This window comes from Paenibacillus sp. Root444D2 (genome assembly GCF_001426375.1).
In the GTDB taxonomy this organism is placed as follows: Bacteria; Bacillota; Bacilli; order Paenibacillales; family NBRC-103111; genus Paenibacillus_E.
Window position 1 is genome coordinate 186,756 of record NZ_LMEO01000023.1, and the last position, 20,015, is coordinate 206,770.

The window sequence follows — 20,015 nt, forward strand, 5'->3', positions numbered from 1 at the left end:
TAAAGATGTTTTTCATCGTTACAGATGCGAGGGGGAAGTGAAATCGTGTCTGTAACGATGTTTTGCATTCTTACAAACGAGAAAAAAGCAATTTTGTGCGTTGAGCGAGGCTGTAACGATGTTTTTCATCGTTACAGATGCGAGGGGGAAGTGAAGTGGTGTCTGTAACGATGTTTTGCATTCTTACAAACGAGAAAAAAGCAATTTTGTGCGTTGAGCGAGGCTGTAAAGATGTTTTTCATCGTTATAGTCGCGAAGAGGTGTGGAATCGTTTCTGAACCATATATTTCATCATTACAGACGAATAGAAGGCGGATTGGTATCTAGACGAGCGAGTGATAGCAAAGAGAAGCTCGTTCCCCATCCTCAAACGTAAGCTTTCGACAAGAACCTGGCCCTCAGCCAGGTTCTATTTGTGTATGGATCCATTACTATTCCAGATCTCAATTTCATTGATTTTAGATAATCATCTATGGCGGTTGTACCCCTGCACAAACTTCCTTATCTTTACAAAAAAATATCACTTTTTCCTTTTAAACCGTGGTAAAATTTAGGGGTATTATTGGGCTTGTCTGTCCATAAAGCCTCAGCTTATGAAGAAATTTTTTGACTCAGCAAATGCTAAGGAGGAATTGTAATGAGTAGGCTAGCAGGATGGAAAGCAAAACTTTTGAAAACAACACTTGCCGTAACAATCGCGTTACCGTTTCAAGTATTGGCCACAAGCAGTTGGCAAGCTGTTATGGCGGAAGGACCGAGTGATCCGGCTCCATTTATTGAAGCCAAAGTAGTTAACGAAAATGCAGGCAAGAAGGTTCTTTTCGACAATACGCATGAACAAACCGCTGGAGCAGCCGATTGGGTAATTGATGGGGCCTTCTCAGATTTTGCCAATGCTTTAGCGAATAATGGTTATTACGTGAAAGAGCTGCGCAAAACGACACCCATTACGTTGAGTGATTTGAGTGGTTACGATGTATTCGTCGTTGCAGAATCGAATGTTCCCTATAAGACGACTGAGCAAGCTGCTCTGGAGCAATATGTGCAGGGAGGCGGCAGTATCTTCTTCATCGGAGATCACTACAATGCAGACCGCAACAAGAACCGTTGGGACGGTTCGGAAGTATTCAATGGCTACCGCAGAGGTGCATGGACGAACCCGGCTAGCGGTATGAACGCAGAGGAGACCGCTTCATCAGCCATGCAGGACGTAGCTAGTTCGGATTGGTTGGCTACACAGTTCGGTTTGCGTTTCCGCTATAACGCTTTGGGAGATATTACGGCGAATCAAATAGTAGCGCCAGAGCAAGCTTTCGGGATTACCAGCGGTGTCTCAACAGTGGCTATGCATGCAGGTTCAACGCTAGCTATTCTTGATCCTACAAAAGCGAAGGGGATTGTGTACCTGCCGCAAACGAGCGATGCTTGGGCGAATGCAGTTGATCAAGGTGTATATAACGGAGGCGGTATTGCCGAAGGCCCTTATGTGGCTGTTGCCAAAGCAGGTGCAGGTAAGGCTGGATTTATCGGCGATTCCTCACCGGTTGAAGATGCGACACCGAAATATGTCCGCGAGGATACGGGTGCGAAGAAGACGACCTATGACGGTTTTAAAGAGCAGAACGATGGTGTGCTGCTTGTAAATATGGTGAACTGGCTCTCGAAGAAAGAAAGCTATACAAGCTTATCTCAGGTTAGCGGCTTGCAGTTGGATCAACCTACGGCGCTGCTGCCTTTTGAAGATCCGGCTGCGTCAACGGAACCACAGCCAGAGCCTTGGGCTGCGCCAAACGCAGGCTACAAATGGTATGACCGCAGCACGTTTAAAGCGGGCTCATACGGCGGACCTACGGCAACAGCTAGTGCTGCTTACAGCTTTGTGCATCAAGCAACACTACCCAATGCAGAGGACTTCCCCGTGCGGGTAGTTGTGGATAACCTGCCTGCGTCTACGACTGTAGCGGGGTTCAGTGTTGGTATTTATTTGGTCAGCGGGGGCGCTCAAATAGCTATGATTCAAAATGCAGATGGCACATGGCCCGCTGCATACGGGTACAGCTCTACGTTCAGCGTGACCTCAGATATTAATGGACATGCTACAAAAGATTTGAAAGTTCGAATTAAGCCGGGAACGACGGCTGCGGCCAACTTGAGGCTGCGTCAAAACGGAACGAACCTGAAGACCGAAGCCGTTACACTTGGCAACGTTCCGGCTGAACCGTTACCGGAAGAGCAGAATCCAATTCCGGCTAAGATCACCGTCGCTGAAGCACGAGGTAAAGCTGATGGAACATTGGTGACAGTTGAGGGCGTTGTAACTACGGAACCTGGATCTTTTGGCGGGCAATCTTTCTACTTGCAGGATGCTACCGGCGGTATGTATGTGTTCCAGAGCTTGAGTGGATTTCATCTTGGAGATACCGTGAAGGTGACGGCTTCGACCGCAGTATTTAACACAGAGTTCGAGTTGACCGATCCAGTGGAAATTACCAAAACAGGAGTCACTGCTGTGCCTACACCAGCTGTTGTATCGGCTGTAACTAGCGATAATCAAGGGCAGCTGGTCGAGCTCAGCAATGTAACGATCAATAATATCATTAGTGCTGCACCGACGGGCTCTTTTGAATTTGATGCGGTTAACGGAGCGGTGAGCAATCATGTTCGGGTTGATGCACGGACTGGATTAACACAAAGCACGTTCCCTTATCAGGCAGGTAAAACCGTGAATATCCAAGGTGTCGCTGCCATTTTCAAAGGTGTATTTCAATTGAAACCAAGAGGATTGAGCGACTTCACCGCAGTGGCTGACACAGTGGCACCTGTGACGACGGCGGTATTGTCGAGTGCTCCAAATAGCGAGGGCTGGTTTAAAGAAGATGTGACGGTTACCTTGACGGCTGTGGATGAATCAGCAGGTACGGTGGGGACCGAATACAGTATCAATGGCGGAAATGCAGCTGCTTACGCTGCACCCATTGTCATTCAAAACGAAGGAACGAGTACGATCGGATATTTCTCTACAGATGCTGCAGGGAATGTGGAAGCGGCGAAATCTATGGAAGTGAAATTAGATAAAACAGTACCCGTTGCTGTTTTGACGGAGTCCGGTCATGCTCTGACGGATGTGACAGATGCGGATACGCTGAGATTCGATTTGAACAGTACAGATGCACATTCCGGTGTGGCGACGCAGACGTTGACTTTGGATGGCGCTGTGATTAACAGCGGTCAAACGTTTGCCGCAGGCAGTCTAGCACTAGGAGCACATACGGTGCAATACAGTGTAGTGGATGCAGCAGGCAATTTAGTGCAATCGACACAAACATTCAACGTAAGTGCGAGCGTTACATTCAGTCAAGCTACCCTTGCTGCTGACGCGCTGTCACTGAAACCGGGTGAAACGACGGCTACTCACCTTACAGGCATATTAAGCAACGGAGCGCCTGCTGATCTTAGCGGTGCTGTAGTTGCCTACAACACAAGTAATGCAGCGGTAGTTACTGTGGATGCAGCAGGTAAAGTTAGCGCTTTGGCTGAAGGGACTGCGCAAATTACAGCTACCGTCACACTGAATGGAAAAACAGTACCAACCAACGCTGTGTCTATTACGGTAGTAAAGCCGTTATCGGTTGGGGTGCCAGGTAAACCTGTTTTGTCAGATAACAGTGGTCATGCAACTGGATTAAAAGATGGTAACTACACAGTCACAATGAACATGTGGTGGGGGAATAACGGCTCCGTGTTTAAGCTATACGAAAATGGCGTACTCATCAGTACGCAAACATTAACTGACGCGTCTCCAGCAGCGCAAGTGGCTAAAGTAGATGTGAGAGGCAAAGCGAACGGCACTTATACCTATACGAGTGAACTTATTAATTCTTTCGGAACAACAGCTAGCAGCCCACTTGTGGTCAAGATTACAGACGCATTGCCAGGTAAACCGGTACTATCTCAAGATAATTGGGATGGAGACGGCAGCTACAAGGTGACGATGAACATGTGGTGGGGCACCAACGCTACCGAGTATCGCCTATACGAAAATGGCATTTTGATCGAAACCAAGAGCTTGAATGCAGCTTCTCCAAGTGCACAAAGCGCGGTGTCGACGATTGCTGGCAGAGCCATTGGCCTGTATGAGTACCGCAGCGAATTGGTCAATGCGGGTGGTGTTACTTCGAGTGACAAGATTACGGTGAAAGTAACGAAGTAAGAGCTGACGTTATGGAAAAAGGGCCTTTAACGACTCCGGTTGGAGTTGTTGGAGGCTCTTTTTTGTCTGAGTTGGGGAGGGGACGGGAGAGATTAGTTGATTCGGAGTGGCTTCTCATGTAGGCAGTACCACTAGTGTGCAATTTAACAGTCGGCTTGGGATGAGTGTTATATGTATAAAAATGTAAAGAAGATGGCATCATGGTCATTATATGATGTATTGAATGGTGGGTGTTAATAGGCATGGGAATAGGAATAGTGAATACGGCAATATGCTCTTACTGCGATCAACCAGCCACATTTCGAATCGGAAATGTTGACTATGAACTGAATGCTTGTGACAAACATGAGGAAGCCGCTCATAGCAAGTTTGATAGAGTGACTGGTGAAGATTCGTGGAGGATGATTTCATTGGCCTCACATGGCTTTCCTGAGCCTAGAAATTATTCATTGTATGTTCTGTGAAATGTTGGTACATAATATCAATATTATTTTTCGAAGGAGGCATAAAATGGATATAGAAATGTTTGAAGAAAATCGAGAAACGATTGTTGAGGCATCGGATATTCTCTCTGTACCAGAAGGAGCGAAAGAGTTTGTCGATATAATTGGTGACGAAAAGCTCGATGGATACGGTAACCCAGCATCAAACTTTGATACACAACAAACTACATAAATCGAACTCCCCGTGAAAATGGGGAGTTTTTTTATTAAAAGAAATACCACTAGCGGGGGCTTCTAGTGATTGGGCTTGCACCTCACCAGGTAAATTGGCAAAATCCCCGAAATACGAGTTGCCGACGCATCATTTGTTATTTCCGCTACACGCAGCATTGTAAAAGTTACCTACTAGACAAAATCAGATCTCGATGGTAGCGTAAATTTACTACGAATGAAAGTTTGTGATACGTGATGTCCAATCCTATTGCTTCCCAAACAAGACTATCTGTAAGTCGTTCAAACCGTTTATGGATTGTGCTCGTACTCGGTTCACTGGCGTCTTTCGGCCCGCTCTCACTAGATATGTACTTACCCGCACTGCCTGTGCTCGCGAATGATCTTCATACCACCACCTCACTGGCACAAATGAGTTTAACTGCCTGCATGCTCGGCCTATCGATCGGTCAGCTCATCGCTGGTTCGGTGAGTGATGTGCGCGGAAGACGAATGCCACTGCTGATTGGGCTCGTTGTTTATGCGATTTCCTCGGTCCTATGCATGTTCTCGCCAACGATATGGGTTTTTCTGGGTCTGCGTTTCGTTCAAGGCATGGCTGGCGCAGCTGGTATCGTCATCTCCCGTGCGATTGTTCGTGATATGTATGAAGGTGTGGAGCTGACGAAGTTTTTTGCCCTTCTAATGTTGGTCAATGGGGCCGCGCCTATACTTGCTCCCATTGTAGGTGGACAAATTTTGCAATTCACCTCATGGCGTGGCGTATTCCTTGTTTTGAGCCTGATCGGTGTGGTTATGCTCTTTGCTACTGTGCTCGGCTTGAAGGAAACACACCCGCCAGAGCGTCGTTCCAAAGGCGGTCTCACCAACACGCTTCGAACGTTTGGCGGTCTGCTTACAGACCGTATGTTCATGGGCTATGCGTTAACGCAAGGACTCGTTTTTGCCGGCATGTTCGCTTATATTTCGGGTTCCCCGTTCGTGCTGCAGGATATTTTCGGCGTTTCCCCGCAAATATTCAGTCTTTGCTTCGCGATTAACGGTATGGGTGTTATCATAGCCGGTCAAATCACGGGAAAGCTAGCAGGAAAAGTTAGCAACCATCGATTGCTAGCTGGTGGGCTTGCCATTGCCGCTTTCGGCGGTTTGTTACTTTTCATTTCTACCCTTATTGGGGCAGGGTTATATGCGATTTTGGCGGCTTTTTTCTTTATCGTTTCAAGCGTAGGACCTGTCTCTGTAGCAACCTCCTCCCTTGCTCTTCAAAATCAAGGGAAAACAGCAGGCAGCGCGGCAGCATTGTTAGGTTTGCTTTCTTTTATCATAGGAGGCCTAGTTGCTCCGTTGGTCGGTATTGGCGGCAGCCAAACCGCGGTTCCGTTAGGCATCATCATAGCCGTGATGGAAATAGGAGCGATCCTAAGTTTTATTTTACTCACCCGTAAAAAGGCATAATAAAAAATCAAATAAAGGTTGCCTCTTCGATCTTACTAAGACCGATGGGCAACCTTTTTCGTATATAAAGGGATTTAGGTAACTGCTTTATTGAGGCTTTTGCAGCCCCGTTTTCAAACGAATACGCCATTTTACAAGTAATAAAATAGCTACTGCAATACACAATCCGATCAAGGTGTAAATCAAAAACTTTTCAACCCACATAAAAATGAGAAGCCACTGATCACCGAAAAGGTAACCAATTCCGAAAAATACTACCACCCATAAAGCTGAGCCTGTGAAGGCGAATAAAGCAAAAATTCGGTAAGGAACGCGGATGATGCCTACAAAATAAAAGATAAACTGTCTGATTCCCGGTATGAAATAACTGAAAAGCAGCAATTTGTTTCCGTACTTCGCGTAATATTCTCTAGACTTATCCAGGTGTGCGGGTTTCAAAAACAGGAATTTCCCATAACGTTCGATCAGAGGCGTGCCTAGTCTATATCCGATCCAATAGGTAATCGTCATGCCGATTATAGTTCCGACCCAGGCCGCAACCATGGCTAAGAACCAATGAAGCACCCCTTTATAAGCTAAAAAACCCGTATACGTCATCGTCGTATTTCCCGGAGGAATCGGAAGCGCAATAGCATCCAATGGCAGACCGATCAACAATACCCAATAGCCATATTGTGCAAATAATTGTTCAATTAGTCCCATAAACTTCATGACTTATGTTCTCCTTGTAACAAAAAACCGTATATTTTTTGTGGAAATTTGCATGAAAATCTCAAATTTGCGCAGCAGAAATGAACCATCTTACCAAAAGTATACTTGTTTCAAGTAAAGCTATGAACCGTCAGAAAGTCAAGTTTTGGTCAGGACCTTAGTCTAGTTATCCGTAGGGTAGTCTCACGTCATCGCATCATTTCGGTTAGTATAATACACGCCATAAATAAAAAGTCGCATAAGCTTCCCATCCATTCCATCCTTCTGCAAGCTGTTGGATATGGGGGATTGTCGGCTTCTGATCTAAGCCAAGGACATGCTTCAGAGCGTTGTGCAAGCCAACGTCGGCAAGAGGGAAAGCAGCGGGGTTCCGCAAGCAGCGCATCAGCACATAATTGGCCGTCCACGGACCGATGCCGCGAATACTTAACAGCTCTTTCTCCATTTCTGCAAAATCGTTCCGCCTCAGCAGCTCCTCTTTAACAAGTAGCCCCTCAGCCATCAACTTGGCGACGCCAATTAAGTATTCAGCCTTTTTACCCGTGAACTGTAAGGCAGTCAGGGCATCAGGCGTGAGCTCGGCGATTCGCTCTGGTGTAGGAAATGCCCAGTACGTCCGTCCTTTCCAGTCTAGCTGTGTACCGAAGGTTTCAACTAAACGTCTTTTGAGCGTATAGGCAAAAGTCAGGTTGATTTGCTGTCCGATAATGCCCCAGCTCATTGCCTCGAATAGATCTGGAATCCCCATCAGGCGCAGCCCATAAAAGTCCTGAGTGGCTTGCTTCAGCAGATGATCACCCTTGGCCAACTCGTAGAAGGGCGTAAGGTCGGTGCCAAGGTCAAACCACTCCCACACATAGCGAGCCACGTCTTCACGAGTGGAGGAGGAGAGGGTACCGTCGGTACTATGGAGTAGTTGAATACGCAGCCGAGAATTATCCTCACTGTTGACAGCGATTAGGACATGGTTATCCCCAACCGGAAGCAGCTTGTAAATAGCCAAGTTATCCACATGGAATAAGCATTCATTGGTTGATCGGGATAAGTAACCAAGATTTTGCTCATATCGAAAAGGATCAGGAAGCGGCAGTGTAAGGGAACTCGTCTGCTCGTACCATTTTAGGATAGAAGGGTCAAAGGATTGAAGATGTGGCATGTTAAGTTCTCCTCTTATCTGATAAAGTCTCTTCCTCTATTATCACTGAAAGCGGCTTTCGTAATCTTGCTTTCTCATCTTCCTTCCCTTACAAGAGCAGCATAGTTTGGGTATACTGAGCTAGTAGGGAAATGGAGCTGAGAGGAGCGGTAGTCATGCAAGAACGGTTTTGGAAAGCGATTGTTGCGAATGATGCGGCTTATGATGGTACGTTTTATTATGCGGTGACGACAACTGGGATCTTCTGCAGGCCATCTTGCAAATCAAGGGTGCCTAAAAGGGAGAATGTCCGGATTTTTGGGAACCGACAAGCGGCTTTCTCTGAAAATTATCGTCCCTGCAAAAGGTGCAGGCCAGACGGCGTCAGGCTGCCTGATGAAGAATGGGTGTCGCTCATGACAGCTCACATCGATGAACATTATGCCGAGCCGCTGACGCTGACGATCCTGGCAGATCACTTTTATGCGAGTGTCTATCATCTGCAAAGGACTTTCAAACGCCTGCAGGGAATCACACCTCTAACCTATCTTCAACAGGTTCGCATTGAAGCGGCCAAGCGGCTGCTTTTAGAAACGAATGCTCCTGTAAATGCGATTGGTGTTCAAGTGGGGATTCCGAATGCGGCACATTTTGCCACGATATTTCAAAAAAAGACCGGTTTTTCGCCTACGGAATTCCGTCAAATAAAATCAATTTAAACATAACCGAGGAGGGATTGAAGATGCAAACTATGCGGGCGAAGTCTGAGGAGCAAACTGAGCAGGGAATGGCAGAGTTACAGGGCATGAGGGGGAAATCTGAGATGGAAACCATGCGAGCGGAGCCAGAGATGCAAACCGTGCGAGCGGAGTCAGAGATGCAAACCAAGCGGGCGAAGTCAGAGATGGAAACCGAACGGGAGAAGTCAGTGATGCAAGCCAAGCGAGCGAGCTCAGAGATGCAAACCGAACCGACCAAGTCGATCTACTGGGGGGTCGTTCGTTTGTTAGAGAATAACTTTTTGATGGCGGCAACGGATGAGGGGCTTTGCTATTTACAATTTCATGAGGCAGATCCTGCAGGCGGTGTAGATGAGGGTGCGTGGTTGGAATTAGCGAAATGGGCTCGTGCGCAGCTATCTGAGTCTAGCTGGGTAGAGGATGCTGAGAAGCTGCAGCCCTATATCCTTCAACTAGAGGAGTACTTGAAAGGACTACGCACGGCATTTACATTGCCGTTGGATCTGCGTGGTACTGCTTTTCAGCAGTCGGTGTGGCGTGTGCTTCATGAGATTCCACATGGGGGAACGTTTAGTTATTCACAGGTAGCCCAGGCGTTAGATAAAATGAGTGCAGTTAGAGCCGTAGGTACTGCCATTGGGGCTAACCCCGTGCTCATCGTGGTGCCGTGTCATCGGGTTGTGGGGAAGGATGGGTCGCTAACTGGCTATCGCGGCGGACTTCGGAATAAGGAGAAGCTGCTGTTGTTGGAGCGAGCAGGATTGTGATTGGATGTGGCTGCAGATATACTAATCCATTGGAGTTTTTACAGTAGTTTTTAAATTAGGCATGCAGATAACCGATTCTATTGGAGTATATCCAATTAAAACTCATAGAAACGGCCAATTTCATGGAAAATAAAAAATCCATTGGAGTTATTCCAATGAAAGTACACAAGCTAAGGTCTAGAGTGAGTTTACATTGTATTTTATCCAATGCCAATACATTCATAATGCCCCTTCACCACGGGTGGACATCAATCGAAAACTTGAATTTAGAGTCTTTCAGCAGCTTTGTGAAGGGTAAAAAAACTAATGTAGTAATAGATTGGATGAAAAGAATCGATGGTCTCTTATCTCCAATGTAATAGAGGAAATTAGATTGTCTACGTTATCGAAGAGATGATCTCGAAAGGGAAAGTGGAGGTGAGTCTATGAAGAGTAACGTAAACCGGAAGACAGCAAAGCAGCTGCTCACGAAAGCAAGCGGCTTTCTTAAGGGGTACACACACACGCTAAACCCCTATACCGGCTGCTCCTTCGCCTGTTCCTACTGCTACGTGAGGCAGATGCCGGTCGCATTATTCCGCAGCGATGCATGGGGTGATTGGGTCGATGTAAAAGAAAATGCGGCCGCGCTTCTGGCGAAGGAGCTGGCCAAAGCGAAGAGCAAAGGGCCGGTAACGATCTTCATGTCATCGGCCACGGATCCCTACCAGCCGATCGAACATAAGGAGCGAATCACCCGATCGCTCCTTGAGGTGATGTCCGCGAATCCGCCGGACTTCTTGTTCGTACAAACCCGCAGTCCGCTCGTGACACGGGATGCGGACCTGTTAAAGCTGCTCGGCGAACGCGTAAGAGTCAGCATGACGGTCGAGACCGACCGCGAGGATATTCGCCGAGCGTTCACACCGTCCGCGCCGCCGATTCCGGCGCGGCTAAATGCCCTACGCGAGCTGGCAGCTCGCGGCATTCCGGTGCAGGCCACGATAGCGCCAGCGCTGCCGAGCTCGGAGCATTTCGCCGAGCTGCTTGCGGGCATCGTGGATCGGGTGTGCATCGACGATTACTTCATGGGCGATGGCAGTGGGGGCAAGCGCACGGAACGCATCGGCGTGCGCGCTATCTATGACGCGCTGGAGCTGCCAGACTGGTACAGTCGGGATGCGTTCGAGCGCGTACGCGAACAGCTCCTGCGGCATTTCCCGCAGGAGCATGTGTTTGTCAGCCAACAAGGCTTCCTGCCTTGATTGATATAACATAGCCTCCTACGGGATTTCCCATGGAGGCTATAAGCGAGCTAGTCCGCTTGCGCAAGCAGAGGCGTCAGCCCTGATTGACTGCGCATGCGTTGTTTAAATTCTTTGGGCGAGCATTGGTTATGACGCTTAAACAGCTTGTAGAATTGCGCCATATTCAGTATGCCTACTTCAAAGCTTACTTCCATAATGCTGAGGTCGCCCGTTAAAAGGAGACGCTCGGCTTTTTTGATCCGCTTGTAATTAACGTAGTCGACGAAGGATATCCCCATCACCTTTTTGAAATACTTAATAAAGTAATGATAGCTCAAATTGAGCACACTGCACATGTCTTCGACCGAAATCCGTTCGCTCAGATGCTCGTCGATAAAGTCTAATGCCGGACGCACGCGAGAAATGCCGGAGTCCTCGGCGAGAGCCGAGAAATCTCGGTTGTCATTGCGCAGCATTAAAAGTAAGAGATTTTTGATCGCTGCACTGATCGCCAACTCGTACCCAATCTTACGGGATTGCGACTCTTCGTAAATCTGCATAATGAGATTGTAAGCAGCCTGCTTGACGGCTGCATTGCCTTGAAAAAGCTCATTAAACTGCTCAAGTGGATGAGTCAGCTCCGAGAAGCAGTGCAGGTAGGGCATGGTGCTAAGGTCGAAATGCTGTTTTAGATCAATCTGAAAAACGATCTGTCTCAAGGCATCCGCCGAATGCTTATACGTACGATGAGGCTGGGAAGAGCCCAAGACCATGACATCCCCAGGCGCCATCACCGTAAAATCGTGCTTCGTTTGGATGCCGAGATGACCTTCTATGACCACAAGAAATTCAACTTGCATATGTGAATGCCAACGCCAAGGAGTAGGAGGCCCGAACTGCGGGGTGTCAGAACTCATTTCCCAAATTTTCAAAAAGAGCAAAGGGTTCTGGTAAATGACTTCTTCATTAACGATCTCGGTAAAGGTGCTAGTGCTTTGAATAGGGTCCATGGATTTGTATACCTCACTACTGGGAAGACATTTTTGAATACGTAAAAAGTGGCCGGACGTAAGGTTTATCAGTAATGAGTATATCATTGTTTGAAGTGGAAGGACACTATTGAATAAGAATTAGGCAGGATCTTGCCTTTATTTTCGGCGAGGGAGTGACTATACTCAAAAGTATGAATGAATACGCTACCTTGGAGGGAATAAGAATGAGTCAGAAGCTTAGAGTAACGGTTTGGAACGAGTTCCGTCATGAAAAAGAAAATGAAGTCGTACGCGCAGCGTATCCAGATGGTATTCATACGGCGATTGGTGAAGGTTTAAGCGGAGCAGTCGATGTCACGTATGCGACATTAGATGATGCTGAACACGGCTTGTCCGAAGAAGTCTTGAATAACACAGATGTCCTCATCTGGTGGGGACATAAAGCGCATAACGAAGTGCAGGACGAGATCGTAGACCGCGTTCAAAAGCGTGTATGGCAAGGTATGGGGCTTATCGTGCTTCATTCCGGACACTTCTCCAAAGTGTTCAAAAAGCTGATGGGCACATCTTGTGACCTCAAATGGCGTGAAGCTGATGAGAAGGAACGTCTTTGGGTTGTTGCTCCGGGTCATCCAATCGTTGAAGGCATCGGCGAGTACATCGATCTTGAAGCAGAGGAAATGTACGGTGAGCACTTCGATATCCCTCAGCCGGACGAGCTGATCATGGTTTCTTGGTTCGAAGGCGGCGAAGTTTTCCGCAGCGGTTGTACATTCAACCGCGGCAACGGGAAGATTTTCTACTTCCGTCCTGGACACGAGACGTACCGTACTTACTACAATGAGCAAATCCGCCGCGTTATCAGCAATGCGGTTCACTGGGCGGCTCCATCTACACGTGAGTATCCGAAATACGGTAACCACAAGCCGCTTGAAGAGATCAAAGCAAAAGTCAAAGCTTAATAGTAATGTGATAGGAATGCTCCCGGTTATCGGGGGCATTTTTTGCTTTGCGATGGTTGCACGTATCCATGAGGACTTCCGCCATCAAGGTGGAGGTCCTTTTTGCTAGGTTAAGATTGGGATATGCATAATCATTCGGTATGTAGCTATGTTTCCCTAGCTTTTTTGTTTACTGGTTTTTTGAACAAATGGAGAAATAGAAGGGGGAAGTTGTACTACATACAACAATTTCTTTGATTTCTTCTTAGTTTGCTAAGAATATTGTATATTCGAGACATCTGATACATTCATCCAATCTTGCTCATCATGGAGGTGTCTTAAATTGGGATCAATCGTTATACATGTTCAATTGAGATTGCTGGATGAATGAATCCTTATTCGCGGTTGAATGATGTTGTATAAAGTGCAACAATTACTGCCTAAATCTCGCCTTTCTCCCTTCGTTGTTGCATCATGTACAACAATTTGGTCCTATACAGGTCATTTCGTAACAAATGGGCTTAAAATCTTGTACAATATGCAACTTTAAGTTGCAAAATAACCTTTGGGGATGTAAATTGTTGTATAAAATGCAACATTGGTAGCCGCTATAGCTCATCTGCCATACAATCACAGTCGTCCTTGCCCACCGAGGATTCAATGGATAGATCGTGTCCTAGCTTAAGAGCCAACTACTTAGCCAGAAAACCACATGAAATAAGACCACCCTCTGGGTGGTCTTATTCTGCATCGTTTATTTCTTTATAAGATTCAACTTAAGAGCCTGCGCCTCTGTTAAAATAAATTCTTCCTGAGGCCATATCTCCTCATCTTTATCTCTCCCGAAGAGACGAAGTATCTCTGCCCAGACCCCTTTTTCCATAGCTTCCGAAGCTGAAATAATGATCTTCAAAGCAAACACCTCCTGGGATTAGTTACTTGTATCACGTTTGCTCAGTGATCAAACTAATACGTTAGTATTGGAGCCATATCTTTTTCTTTCATATGATGCTCCCCCCAGGCACACATAGCATCGAGAATGGGTTTGAATGACCAACCATAATCGGTTAAGGAGTAGACCACTTTCGGCGGAACTTGATCATAGCTTGTTCTTTTCACCATTCCGTCCTGCTCCAACTCGCGTAACTGTTGAGTAAGCATCTTCTGGGTAATGTCGGGCATTAACCTTTTTAGCTCGCTTGTTCGTTTGTCCCCTTTGTCCAAATGACACAAAATGACGACCTTCCATTTACCACCGATCACATCAAGCGTGGCTTCAACTGGAACATTATAGGCCATAGTCGTAAACCTCCTTTTGAATAATATGGGTACTATATAGTACCTATATACCTTAAATGTATCTATGCTACTTCAAAGTGCGTACTTATCAAAAAGTTCGTATACAAGTATAATAGCACTCAGAGCCGAAATGTTAAAGTGTAAAGCCGTACACTTCAATTATAAACTAGGAGGATATCATGAGCTAATCATTCCATAATCGGCGGTGTGGTTGTCGACTCTTTGGGACGTGTGCATACGCCATGGATCGGGGGACTGATGGTTTTAGTTGCCGTCCTACTCACTGGTATTTCCGCCAAGCTTGAAAAAAAATCATAATCGTGCTATTTCATTGAGCTTCCGTGGAACAATAGAAGAAAGCACAAGCGATCAGGAATCGGTTTCCTGTTGCTTGTGCTTCTTTTGTCTTTATGAGACTTTTGGGACGCTAGTTTTGTCCGAATGTTTTCCTGGCTCGATATAAAAGGACACGCCATCTCTCTGGTTCGCCGCGCGAACCGTCATGCCGTGATGGTCCATAATTTGTTTCACGATGGCGAGGCCAAGTCCGAATTGGCCATCGCCACCGGAGCGGAAGGGCTCAAAAAGGCTATCCGCGATGGCTTGATCTAGAAGCGGGCCATCATTACTTATACAAAACTCAGATAAAGAGGGTTGCCCTTTTGTCGCATTCGCATTCTCGAGTGACAGTGATTTGACCAGGATGCGAATGCAGCTTTTGGCATAGCGGAGCTGGTTGTCGAGCATGTTTTCCAAGGCGATTTTCCACTGTTCCTGATCACCAATTATTGTGGTGTGAGGAGCGAGATCCATCTCCCATTTGATTTCAGGACGACGATACCGCAGCCGCTCAACCACATCCTCTATGACAGCATTGATCTCAAAAGGCTGAAAGGGCTTCTCTCGGGCGGTCAAATAGTTCAGCTTATTCAGCAGCAGCAAGTCGCGAATCCGCTTCTCCAGCCGCTCGCCCTCTTTCATAATAACGCCAACGCTTTCATTGAGGGTTCCCTTCGGATAAACACCGTCTTGTATGGATTGCGCATAGCTGCGAATCACCATAACAGGCGTCTTCAGCTCGTGAGACGTATGCTGCAGGAAGAACTGCTGCGCCCGATCCTGGCGCACTAACCGCTGCCGCATGGATTCAATCGCTTTGGCTAGCCGGCCAATCTCATCCTTTCGGCTTGTTGTGATAGGCTCATGCCAGTCACGTTCAGCCATCCGCCCGACATGACGCTCCATCTGAACGAGTGGACGTGTGAAGTAGCGAGCTATTCCCAGACAGGGAAGCCAGCTAATGACAATCAGACCTACCATCAGCAGCATGAGCCGGCCAAACATCGTCATCACGAGATCGTTGCGATAGTTTCCCCAAGCATACGAGACGATAAAGTTGGGCTTAGCTAGATCACCTTCTTTGCGAATCACATAGAAGATACTTTTGTTCTCAATATTTCGCGTGTATTTCTCTACGGGCAGTTGTTGTGCGAAGGCATCATGCTCCATAGCCTGCATGAATGGCTCGCTAATGGCAGCACTCGTAGCCCATGTTTGATTGCTGGCTGTACCGCTTATCATGAAATGCTGAATCTCTGGTCCGCTCAATGTAGCTTGAAGAGACGCGGTTGCCCGTGTCCCCATAATTGAATTAGGGAGGATGTTGTTTGCTTCACTGAGGTCGGTTTTCGATACGACCAAAATGCGCTTGTCCATAGGTACGCCCTGTACAAAACTGGGAACCGGAAGTTGAATGATTGGCTCCGCGGGGATTGCAAATGTCGCCGCTTTGCTGCTTTCCACACGAAGACCGCTCTGTGTATCGAGTAAAATATCATACAGCTGCTCAGTGAAAAACCCCTTCAGTGTCCAAGGAAGCAGGATGGCGAGCAATGTGAAAATCAATAGTGTTAAGGAGGCGAACGCTCCCCATAGCTTGACCGCAAGAGGCCAATTTCCCAGACGCATTCTCATGCTTTCACCATCCTATATCCGTAACCATACACGGTTTCAAGTCTTAATTCCGGCAGCTTACGGCGTAATCTTCGCACCAAATCGTCAACGACACGATCCGTTCCGAAGTAATCAATACCCCAGATAGCGGTAAGCACCTGCTGACGTTCAAGCACCTGTCCATGGTGATTCACCAGGTAGAGCAGCAGCTCGAATTCCTTCGACGTAAGCTCCGGGTTCGTTCCATCAGCGTCGGTCACGATGCGGCCTTGCTCATCGATCAGATAGGGGCCAACTGTCAGTTTCACGCGGCGTTCTTGGGAGGCTGTCATGGATCCGCCAAGTCGTTCCCCATAGACGCGTTCAAGCAATTTACGTGTGCGTATCACGAGTTCCCGTGGTAAAAAGGGCTTGGCCAGATAGTCATCACTGCCTAGCTCCAGTCCAATAATCCGATCGATATCTGCATCCCGCGCGGAAATAAAGATGACAGGCTGCATCGGTTGATCCGCTTTGATTTCGCGCATAAGTTGATAACCATCAACGCCGGGCAGCATAATATCGAGGACCCACAAGTCCGGCCGCTCCGAGATTGCTTCTCGGGCTGAGGTTCCATCGGGGAACGAGCGCACTTGCCACCCCTCTTTCTCTAAATATGCTGCCAGGACGCCTCTTAAATCCTCTTCATCTTCTACTAGATAGATGTGATACATGTGCATAATCTCCTACTTTCCTGACTACATAGGGAAAAAGTGGAGCCGATCCGCTTAAAAATGCGCTCGGTTCCACTAGATTCAAATAGCTAAACAATCTTTATTTCTCAGCTGGTGCTGGAATTTCTGTTTTCAATTTCTTCGTCAACTCGCGGAGCTCTTCCGTTTGCTTCACATAATCCTTTAACAATTCAGGCAATAAGCTTTTAATCGCCGCGGCATCATCAGCTTCCACCGCTTCTGTTAATTTCTGCTGGCGTTTGAAAGATTCGGGTAGCTCCGCTTTCATTATATCACCAGCCACAGCACCCTCAAGTGGAAGTGCTTGGGTAACCAGTTGTTTGATCATGATATCTTTGGTAGGCGGCGTTATTTTACCATCTGAATTGATGGTAACAGAAGGAAGGGCAGGGACGGCAGTAACGGAAGCTGGGAGCTCTTCTAATTGAAGGGCACCGTTTTCAGTAAGGACTTTCTCATCTGTTTTACCGGTCTCAGCATCTTTCTGAATGATCACTTTTTTAGCAAAAGTAGGCTTTGGAAACTCACTTTCTACCTCTTTGCGATCTTCCAAAGCTTTCTTCCAGTCGGATAAAGTTTCTGGTGCATAGGTACTGGCAAGCAGCTTCCAGTAGTTTCGCTCATGCGATGGCTGCATCAGTAGACCTGAGCTAGCATTAGTCGCACGGAACATCATGACTGGTTTGCTGCCTTCAGGTTGTGAGATTTGAATGCCTTGGATCAATTTCGTATCTTTGTTCGTGTCTGCTGCGGATGCAGTAACGGCTCCGAATGCGATAGTTGCGATTACGGCTAGCAAGCTAGTTTGAGCTGCGCGTTTTTTCCATTGTGTTTTCATTTTAGAAAACTCCTCTCGATATATGTAGCTTGTAGGGGTTGTTATTCATTTCCCTTACACCCTTACTGTACCGAAAGATTATGGACATCCTATCGCAACATTGTGGGAAATTATGTGTAGAAGCTTGTGGATTGCGACAAACTGTTAAGACGGAGAAATAAAACATTTTGCCAGGAGGATTATGATGAAGGAAATTGAACTGGGTCAGGAAGAGAGATTCACAGATCTACCCGCAGAAGTTGAGATTGAAAACCAAAAGTACTGGATTTTGAAAAACGAAGAACCTGACAGCTATCGCTTAGTATCGCGCAAATGTCCGCATGCTGGGGGATTGGTAGAAGAGGAAAGTGGAGAGCTGGTATGTCCCTTACATGGTTGGGAATTCGATTCTCATACAGGCGTGTGTCTGAACGTGCCTTCGAAAAGTCTAACTGCGTTTACCGTTATTGTAAAAGATGGGCTGCTCGTCGCCCAAATGTGACCGCGATTTATTGATCCCAGAGGAACTTCAGAATGCGATGAAGAATGTAAAAAAGAGCAAAACAAATTGCGAGAGAATGTTTGCCGGTTACATAAAGGGCTATAATGGCAACTGCGAAAATAACGAGTTCGATGATAAATTGAAGTGGTTGAGAGACGGTTATTGAAGCTTTCGGTGAAACGAACATGCCCCATAGGATGGCTGCAATCAGCGGAGTGCCAATGCCCAGAATGCCTTTGAGCAGCGATCCTTCGCCAACGTGAAATCCCCAATAACTAAGGGAAGCAAGGATACAAAGTTCTAACAAAAAACGTAAGCCTAAATTGGCGGCTTTCATCATGATCATCATGATAACAACACTCCCCTTCATGGGCAAACTAATTATAATAATATATTAACTAATTAGATTAGTTTATGCAATTTTTTTTTGGATTTGAAAAATACCACTGCAGAACGTTTTTACGTTCCGAAGTGGTATTTGATTTGATTTTTTACCTATTCAAATGCAGTTTACGTGTGTTGAGCATACCGTCCAGACCCGTGGGATCTTGACTCACTTTATATTGGACGAAAGCTTCCGCAGCCTCCGATGTTCGAATACGCAATGGCTTCGGATCCAGCTCCGTGACTAATTTTACCATCACCTCTGCAACTGATTCTGACGTTTGAGGCACCGAATTTCGCTTGGCGAAGGTGTCCAAATACTGTGTAATCATCGGCTTATATTCATCCTCTAAAATGCCGCCGGTTTTTTGAACGTGACCGAGGACGGTGCTGTTAAAATTGGTGGCAATCGCTCCGGGCTCAAGCAGCGTAACATCGATATTGAATGTGGGCTTGTAGTAGGTAGCTAAACTTTCTAACAAGCCCTCAACGGCAAATTTAGCCGCGCAATAAATCTCATTAAAGGGTTGCCCGACCAAGCCGCCAACACTTGTTGTTGCAATCAGATGTCCAGCATCTGACTTGCGAAGTAGCGGAAGCCCTGCACGAATCGTATGCATAACTCCGTACACATTCGTATCAAAAACATTATGAATCTCCTCCATAGTCGCTTGCCCCAAGGCTCTCAAAAAACCAAAGCCCGCGTTGCAGAACAGGACGTCAAGGTGACCGTGGTTCTTTTCGATAACTGAAAATGCTTGTTCCATCGATTCAGGACTGGTGATTTCCATTTCGATAAAATGAAGATTAGCCTGATTGCCGTACTTCTCTCGATCACGTTCTACGTTGCGTGTTCCTGCGTAAACCGTCCAACCAATCTCAGAAAATTGCAGTGCTGTCGCTAATCCTATGCCGGATGAGGCTCCGGTAATCGCCATAATTCTATTCATTCAAAACACTCCTTTTGTGTTTATGTCTTAAACTGTTTATTAACTAAACAATATGACGATTAAACAAATTAGTCAAGATGAAAATGAAAAATCCCAACAGGAACGTTGGGATTATAGCGGCAATTTTTCTAAAAGCTGTTTGAGTGAAGCCAATTCATCCTTGGAGTAGGGGGTGAATAGCTGTTCGATTTTGTTATTATACGCATCTAAAATGCTAATTATCAGTTCATTTCCTTTATCCGTCATTTGAACGAGCTGACTTCTGCGACTAGTAGGATGCGGTTTGCGGATGACCAATCCCTGCATTTCCAATTTATCTAACAGCTGTGTGATAGCTCCTCTAGTTAGCCCGAATTCATTGGAGATATCCACCGCGATGCATTCAGGGTGTTTGCGTAGAAACTCCATGACATACATCATAATCGGTGAAATCTGAAAGTGAGGCAGCACCTGCATCAAATAGGAGGAGATGACATTTTTTATTTCACGAAATTTGGTCGTAATCAATTCTTGGTCATTTTCCAT

19 protein-coding genes are annotated in these 20,015 nt (G+C 46.6%); 8 read left to right on the top strand and 11 right to left on the bottom strand.

The window, feature by feature from the left end:
- The first annotated feature begins 637 nt into the window (after positions 1-637).
- The 3 genes from ASD40_RS15035 to ASD40_RS15040 all read left to right on the top strand — a co-directional run bounded on the left by ASD40_RS15035 (position 638) and on the right by ASD40_RS15040 (position 6,339).
- Positions 638-4,210 carry an OmpL47-type beta-barrel domain-containing protein gene (locus tag ASD40_RS15035; protein ID WP_057304054.1) on the top strand — a complete coding sequence of 1,191 codons (3,573 nt, stop codon included), beginning with the start codon at positions 638-640 and terminating at the stop codon, positions 4,208-4,210.
- Between the two features lie 510 nt (positions 4,211-4,720).
- Complete coding sequence (locus ASD40_RS38210; RefSeq protein ID WP_164484162.1) at positions 4,721-4,885, top strand: hypothetical protein; 165 nt, start codon at positions 4,721-4,723, stop codon at positions 4,883-4,885.
- Positions 4,886-5,121: 236 nt separating this feature from the next.
- On the top strand, positions 5,122-6,339 hold the full coding sequence (locus ASD40_RS15040) for a multidrug effflux MFS transporter (protein ID WP_057304055.1): 1,218 nt from the start codon (positions 5,122-5,124) through the stop codon (positions 6,337-6,339).
- An 87-nt stretch (positions 6,340-6,426) separates the two neighbouring features.
- On the opposite strand, the gene ASD40_RS15045 is transcribed toward ASD40_RS15040, so the two are convergent.
- Together ASD40_RS15045 and ASD40_RS15050 are read right to left on the bottom strand one after the other, a co-directional pair.
- Entirely contained in the window at positions 6,427-7,050 is a 624-nt protein-coding gene (locus ASD40_RS15045) for a DedA family protein (RefSeq protein ID WP_057304056.1), read from the bottom strand.
- A gap of 205 nt (positions 7,051-7,255) precedes the next feature.
- Entirely contained in the window at positions 7,256-8,206 is a 951-nt protein-coding gene (locus tag ASD40_RS15050; protein WP_057304057.1) for a DNA-3-methyladenine glycosylase family protein, read from the bottom strand.
- A gap of 155 nt (positions 8,207-8,361) precedes the next feature.
- Between ASD40_RS15050 and ASD40_RS15055 the strand changes: the two genes are divergently transcribed.
- The 3 genes from ASD40_RS15055 (at position 8,362) to ASD40_RS15065 (ending at position 10,936) form a co-directional block, all read left to right on the top strand.
- Positions 8,362-8,904: a bifunctional transcriptional activator/DNA repair enzyme AdaA gene (locus ASD40_RS15055; protein WP_321166574.1), complete on the top strand. Its 543-nt coding sequence runs from the start codon at positions 8,362-8,364 to the stop codon at positions 8,902-8,904.
- Between the two features lie 23 nt (positions 8,905-8,927).
- A complete protein-coding gene (locus tag ASD40_RS15060) occupies positions 8,928-9,692 on the top strand; it encodes a methylated-DNA--[protein]-cysteine S-methyltransferase (protein WP_321166573.1) in 765 nt (254 codons plus the stop codon).
- Between the two features lie 425 nt (positions 9,693-10,117).
- Positions 10,118-10,936, top strand: coding sequence for an SPL family radical SAM protein (locus ASD40_RS15065; RefSeq protein WP_057304059.1), 819 nt, complete (start codon positions 10,118-10,120; stop codon positions 10,934-10,936).
- Positions 10,937-10,986: 50 nt separating this feature from the next.
- Here the strand turns inward: ASD40_RS15065 and ASD40_RS15070 are convergent, their stop codons facing one another.
- Complete coding sequence (locus ASD40_RS15070) at positions 10,987-11,928, bottom strand: helix-turn-helix domain-containing protein (protein ID WP_057304060.1); 942 nt, start codon at positions 11,926-11,928, stop codon at positions 10,987-10,989.
- A gap of 206 nt (positions 11,929-12,134) precedes the next feature.
- On the opposite strand from ASD40_RS15070, the gene ASD40_RS15075 reads away from it, so the two are divergent.
- Positions 12,135-12,872 (top strand): ThuA domain-containing protein, encoded by a 738-nt coding sequence (locus ASD40_RS15075; RefSeq protein WP_047678043.1) that lies wholly within the window; start codon positions 12,135-12,137, stop codon positions 12,870-12,872.
- A gap of 733 nt (positions 12,873-13,605) precedes the next feature.
- Here ASD40_RS15075 and ASD40_RS38215 read toward each other — a convergent pair.
- The 5 genes from ASD40_RS38215 to ASD40_RS15095 form a co-directional block, all read right to left on the bottom strand.
- Positions 13,606-13,764, bottom strand: a complete 159-nt coding sequence (locus ASD40_RS38215) for a hypothetical protein (RefSeq protein ID WP_164484161.1) — start codon at positions 13,762-13,764, stop codon at positions 13,606-13,608.
- Positions 13,765-13,817: 53 nt separating this feature from the next.
- The gene (locus tag ASD40_RS15080; RefSeq protein WP_047678053.1) at positions 13,818-14,150 is read right to left on the bottom strand and encodes a winged helix-turn-helix transcriptional regulator; all 333 of its coding nucleotides are present in this window, start codon (positions 14,148-14,150) and stop codon (positions 13,818-13,820) included.
- 408 nt (positions 14,151-14,558) lie between these two features.
- A complete protein-coding gene (locus tag ASD40_RS15085) occupies positions 14,559-16,124 on the bottom strand; it encodes a sensor histidine kinase (protein WP_235549266.1) in 1,566 nt (521 codons plus the stop codon).
- A complete protein-coding gene (locus ASD40_RS15090; RefSeq protein WP_057304061.1) occupies positions 16,121-16,816 on the bottom strand; it encodes a response regulator transcription factor in 696 nt (231 codons plus the stop codon). The genes ASD40_RS15085 and ASD40_RS15090 overlap by 4 nt, the downstream gene beginning before the upstream one ends.
- A 100-nt stretch (positions 16,817-16,916) precedes the next feature.
- Positions 16,917-17,675, bottom strand: a complete 759-nt coding sequence (locus ASD40_RS15095; protein ID WP_057304062.1) for a hypothetical protein — start codon at positions 17,673-17,675, stop codon at positions 16,917-16,919.
- 181 nt (positions 17,676-17,856) lie between these two features.
- On the opposite strand from ASD40_RS15095, the gene ASD40_RS15100 reads away from it, so the two are divergent.
- The gene (locus tag ASD40_RS15100; protein WP_235549267.1) at positions 17,857-18,156 is read left to right on the top strand and encodes a Rieske (2Fe-2S) protein; all 300 of its coding nucleotides are present in this window, start codon (positions 17,857-17,859) and stop codon (positions 18,154-18,156) included.
- 7 nt (positions 18,157-18,163) lie between these two features.
- On the opposite strand, the gene ASD40_RS15105 is transcribed toward ASD40_RS15100, so the two are convergent.
- The 3 genes from ASD40_RS15105 to ASD40_RS15115 form a co-directional block, all read right to left on the bottom strand.
- Positions 18,164-18,505 carry a YrdB family protein gene (locus tag ASD40_RS15105; protein WP_235549268.1) on the bottom strand — a complete coding sequence of 114 codons (342 nt, stop codon included), beginning with the start codon at positions 18,503-18,505 and terminating at the stop codon, positions 18,164-18,166.
- A gap of 142 nt (positions 18,506-18,647) precedes the next feature.
- The gene (locus ASD40_RS15110; protein WP_057304064.1) at positions 18,648-19,490 is read right to left on the bottom strand and encodes an SDR family oxidoreductase; all 843 of its coding nucleotides are present in this window, start codon (positions 19,488-19,490) and stop codon (positions 18,648-18,650) included.
- A gap of 111 nt (positions 19,491-19,601) precedes the next feature.
- Entirely contained in the window at positions 19,602-20,015 is a 414-nt protein-coding gene (locus tag ASD40_RS15115) for a MarR family winged helix-turn-helix transcriptional regulator (protein ID WP_057304065.1), read from the bottom strand.

Bases quoted from the DNA above. Each gene is read 5' to 3' on its own strand.
- ASD40_RS15035 (WP_057304054.1), top strand. From the start codon at position 638: ATGAGTAGGCTAGCAGGATGGAAAGCAAAACTTTTGAAAACAACACTT.
- ASD40_RS38210 (WP_164484162.1), top strand. From the start codon at position 4,721: ATGGATATAGAAATGTTTGAAGAAAATCGAGAAACGATTGTTGAGGCA.
- ASD40_RS15040 (WP_057304055.1), top strand. From the start codon at position 5,122: ATGTCCAATCCTATTGCTTCCCAAACAAGACTATCTGTAAGTCGTTCA.
- ASD40_RS15045 (WP_057304056.1), bottom strand. From the start codon at position 7,050: ATGAAGTTTATGGGACTAATTGAACAATTATTTGCACAATATGGCTAT.
- ASD40_RS15050 (WP_057304057.1), bottom strand. From the start codon at position 8,206: ATGCCACATCTTCAATCCTTTGACCCTTCTATCCTAAAATGGTACGAG.
- ASD40_RS15055 (WP_321166574.1), top strand. From the start codon at position 8,362: ATGCAAGAACGGTTTTGGAAAGCGATTGTTGCGAATGATGCGGCTTAT.
- ASD40_RS15060 (WP_321166573.1), top strand. From the start codon at position 8,928: ATGCAAACTATGCGGGCGAAGTCTGAGGAGCAAACTGAGCAGGGAATG.
- ASD40_RS15065 (WP_057304059.1), top strand. From the start codon at position 10,118: ATGAAGAGTAACGTAAACCGGAAGACAGCAAAGCAGCTGCTCACGAAA.
- ASD40_RS15070 (WP_057304060.1), bottom strand. From the start codon at position 11,928: ATGGACCCTATTCAAAGCACTAGCACCTTTACCGAGATCGTTAATGAA.
- ASD40_RS15075 (WP_047678043.1), top strand. From the start codon at position 12,135: ATGAGTCAGAAGCTTAGAGTAACGGTTTGGAACGAGTTCCGTCATGAA.
- ASD40_RS15080 (WP_047678053.1), bottom strand. From the start codon at position 14,150: ATGGCCTATAATGTTCCAGTTGAAGCCACGCTTGATGTGATCGGTGGT.
- ASD40_RS15085 (WP_235549266.1), bottom strand. From the start codon at position 16,124: ATGAGAATGCGTCTGGGAAATTGGCCTCTTGCGGTCAAGCTATGGGGA.
- ASD40_RS15090 (WP_057304061.1), bottom strand. From the start codon at position 16,816: ATGTATCACATCTATCTAGTAGAAGATGAAGAGGATTTAAGAGGCGTC.
- ASD40_RS15095 (WP_057304062.1), bottom strand. From the start codon at position 17,675: ATGAAAACACAATGGAAAAAACGCGCAGCTCAAACTAGCTTGCTAGCC.
- ASD40_RS15100 (WP_235549267.1), top strand. From the start codon at position 17,857: ATGATGAAGGAAATTGAACTGGGTCAGGAAGAGAGATTCACAGATCTA.
- ASD40_RS15105 (WP_235549268.1), bottom strand. From the start codon at position 18,505: ATGATGATCATGATGAAAGCCGCCAATTTAGGCTTACGTTTTTTGTTA.
- ASD40_RS15110 (WP_057304064.1), bottom strand. From the start codon at position 19,490: ATGAATAGAATTATGGCGATTACCGGAGCCTCATCCGGCATAGGATTA.
- ASD40_RS15115 (WP_057304065.1), bottom strand. From the start codon at position 20,015: ATGGAAAATGACCAAGAATTGATTACGACCAAATTTCGTGAAATAAAA.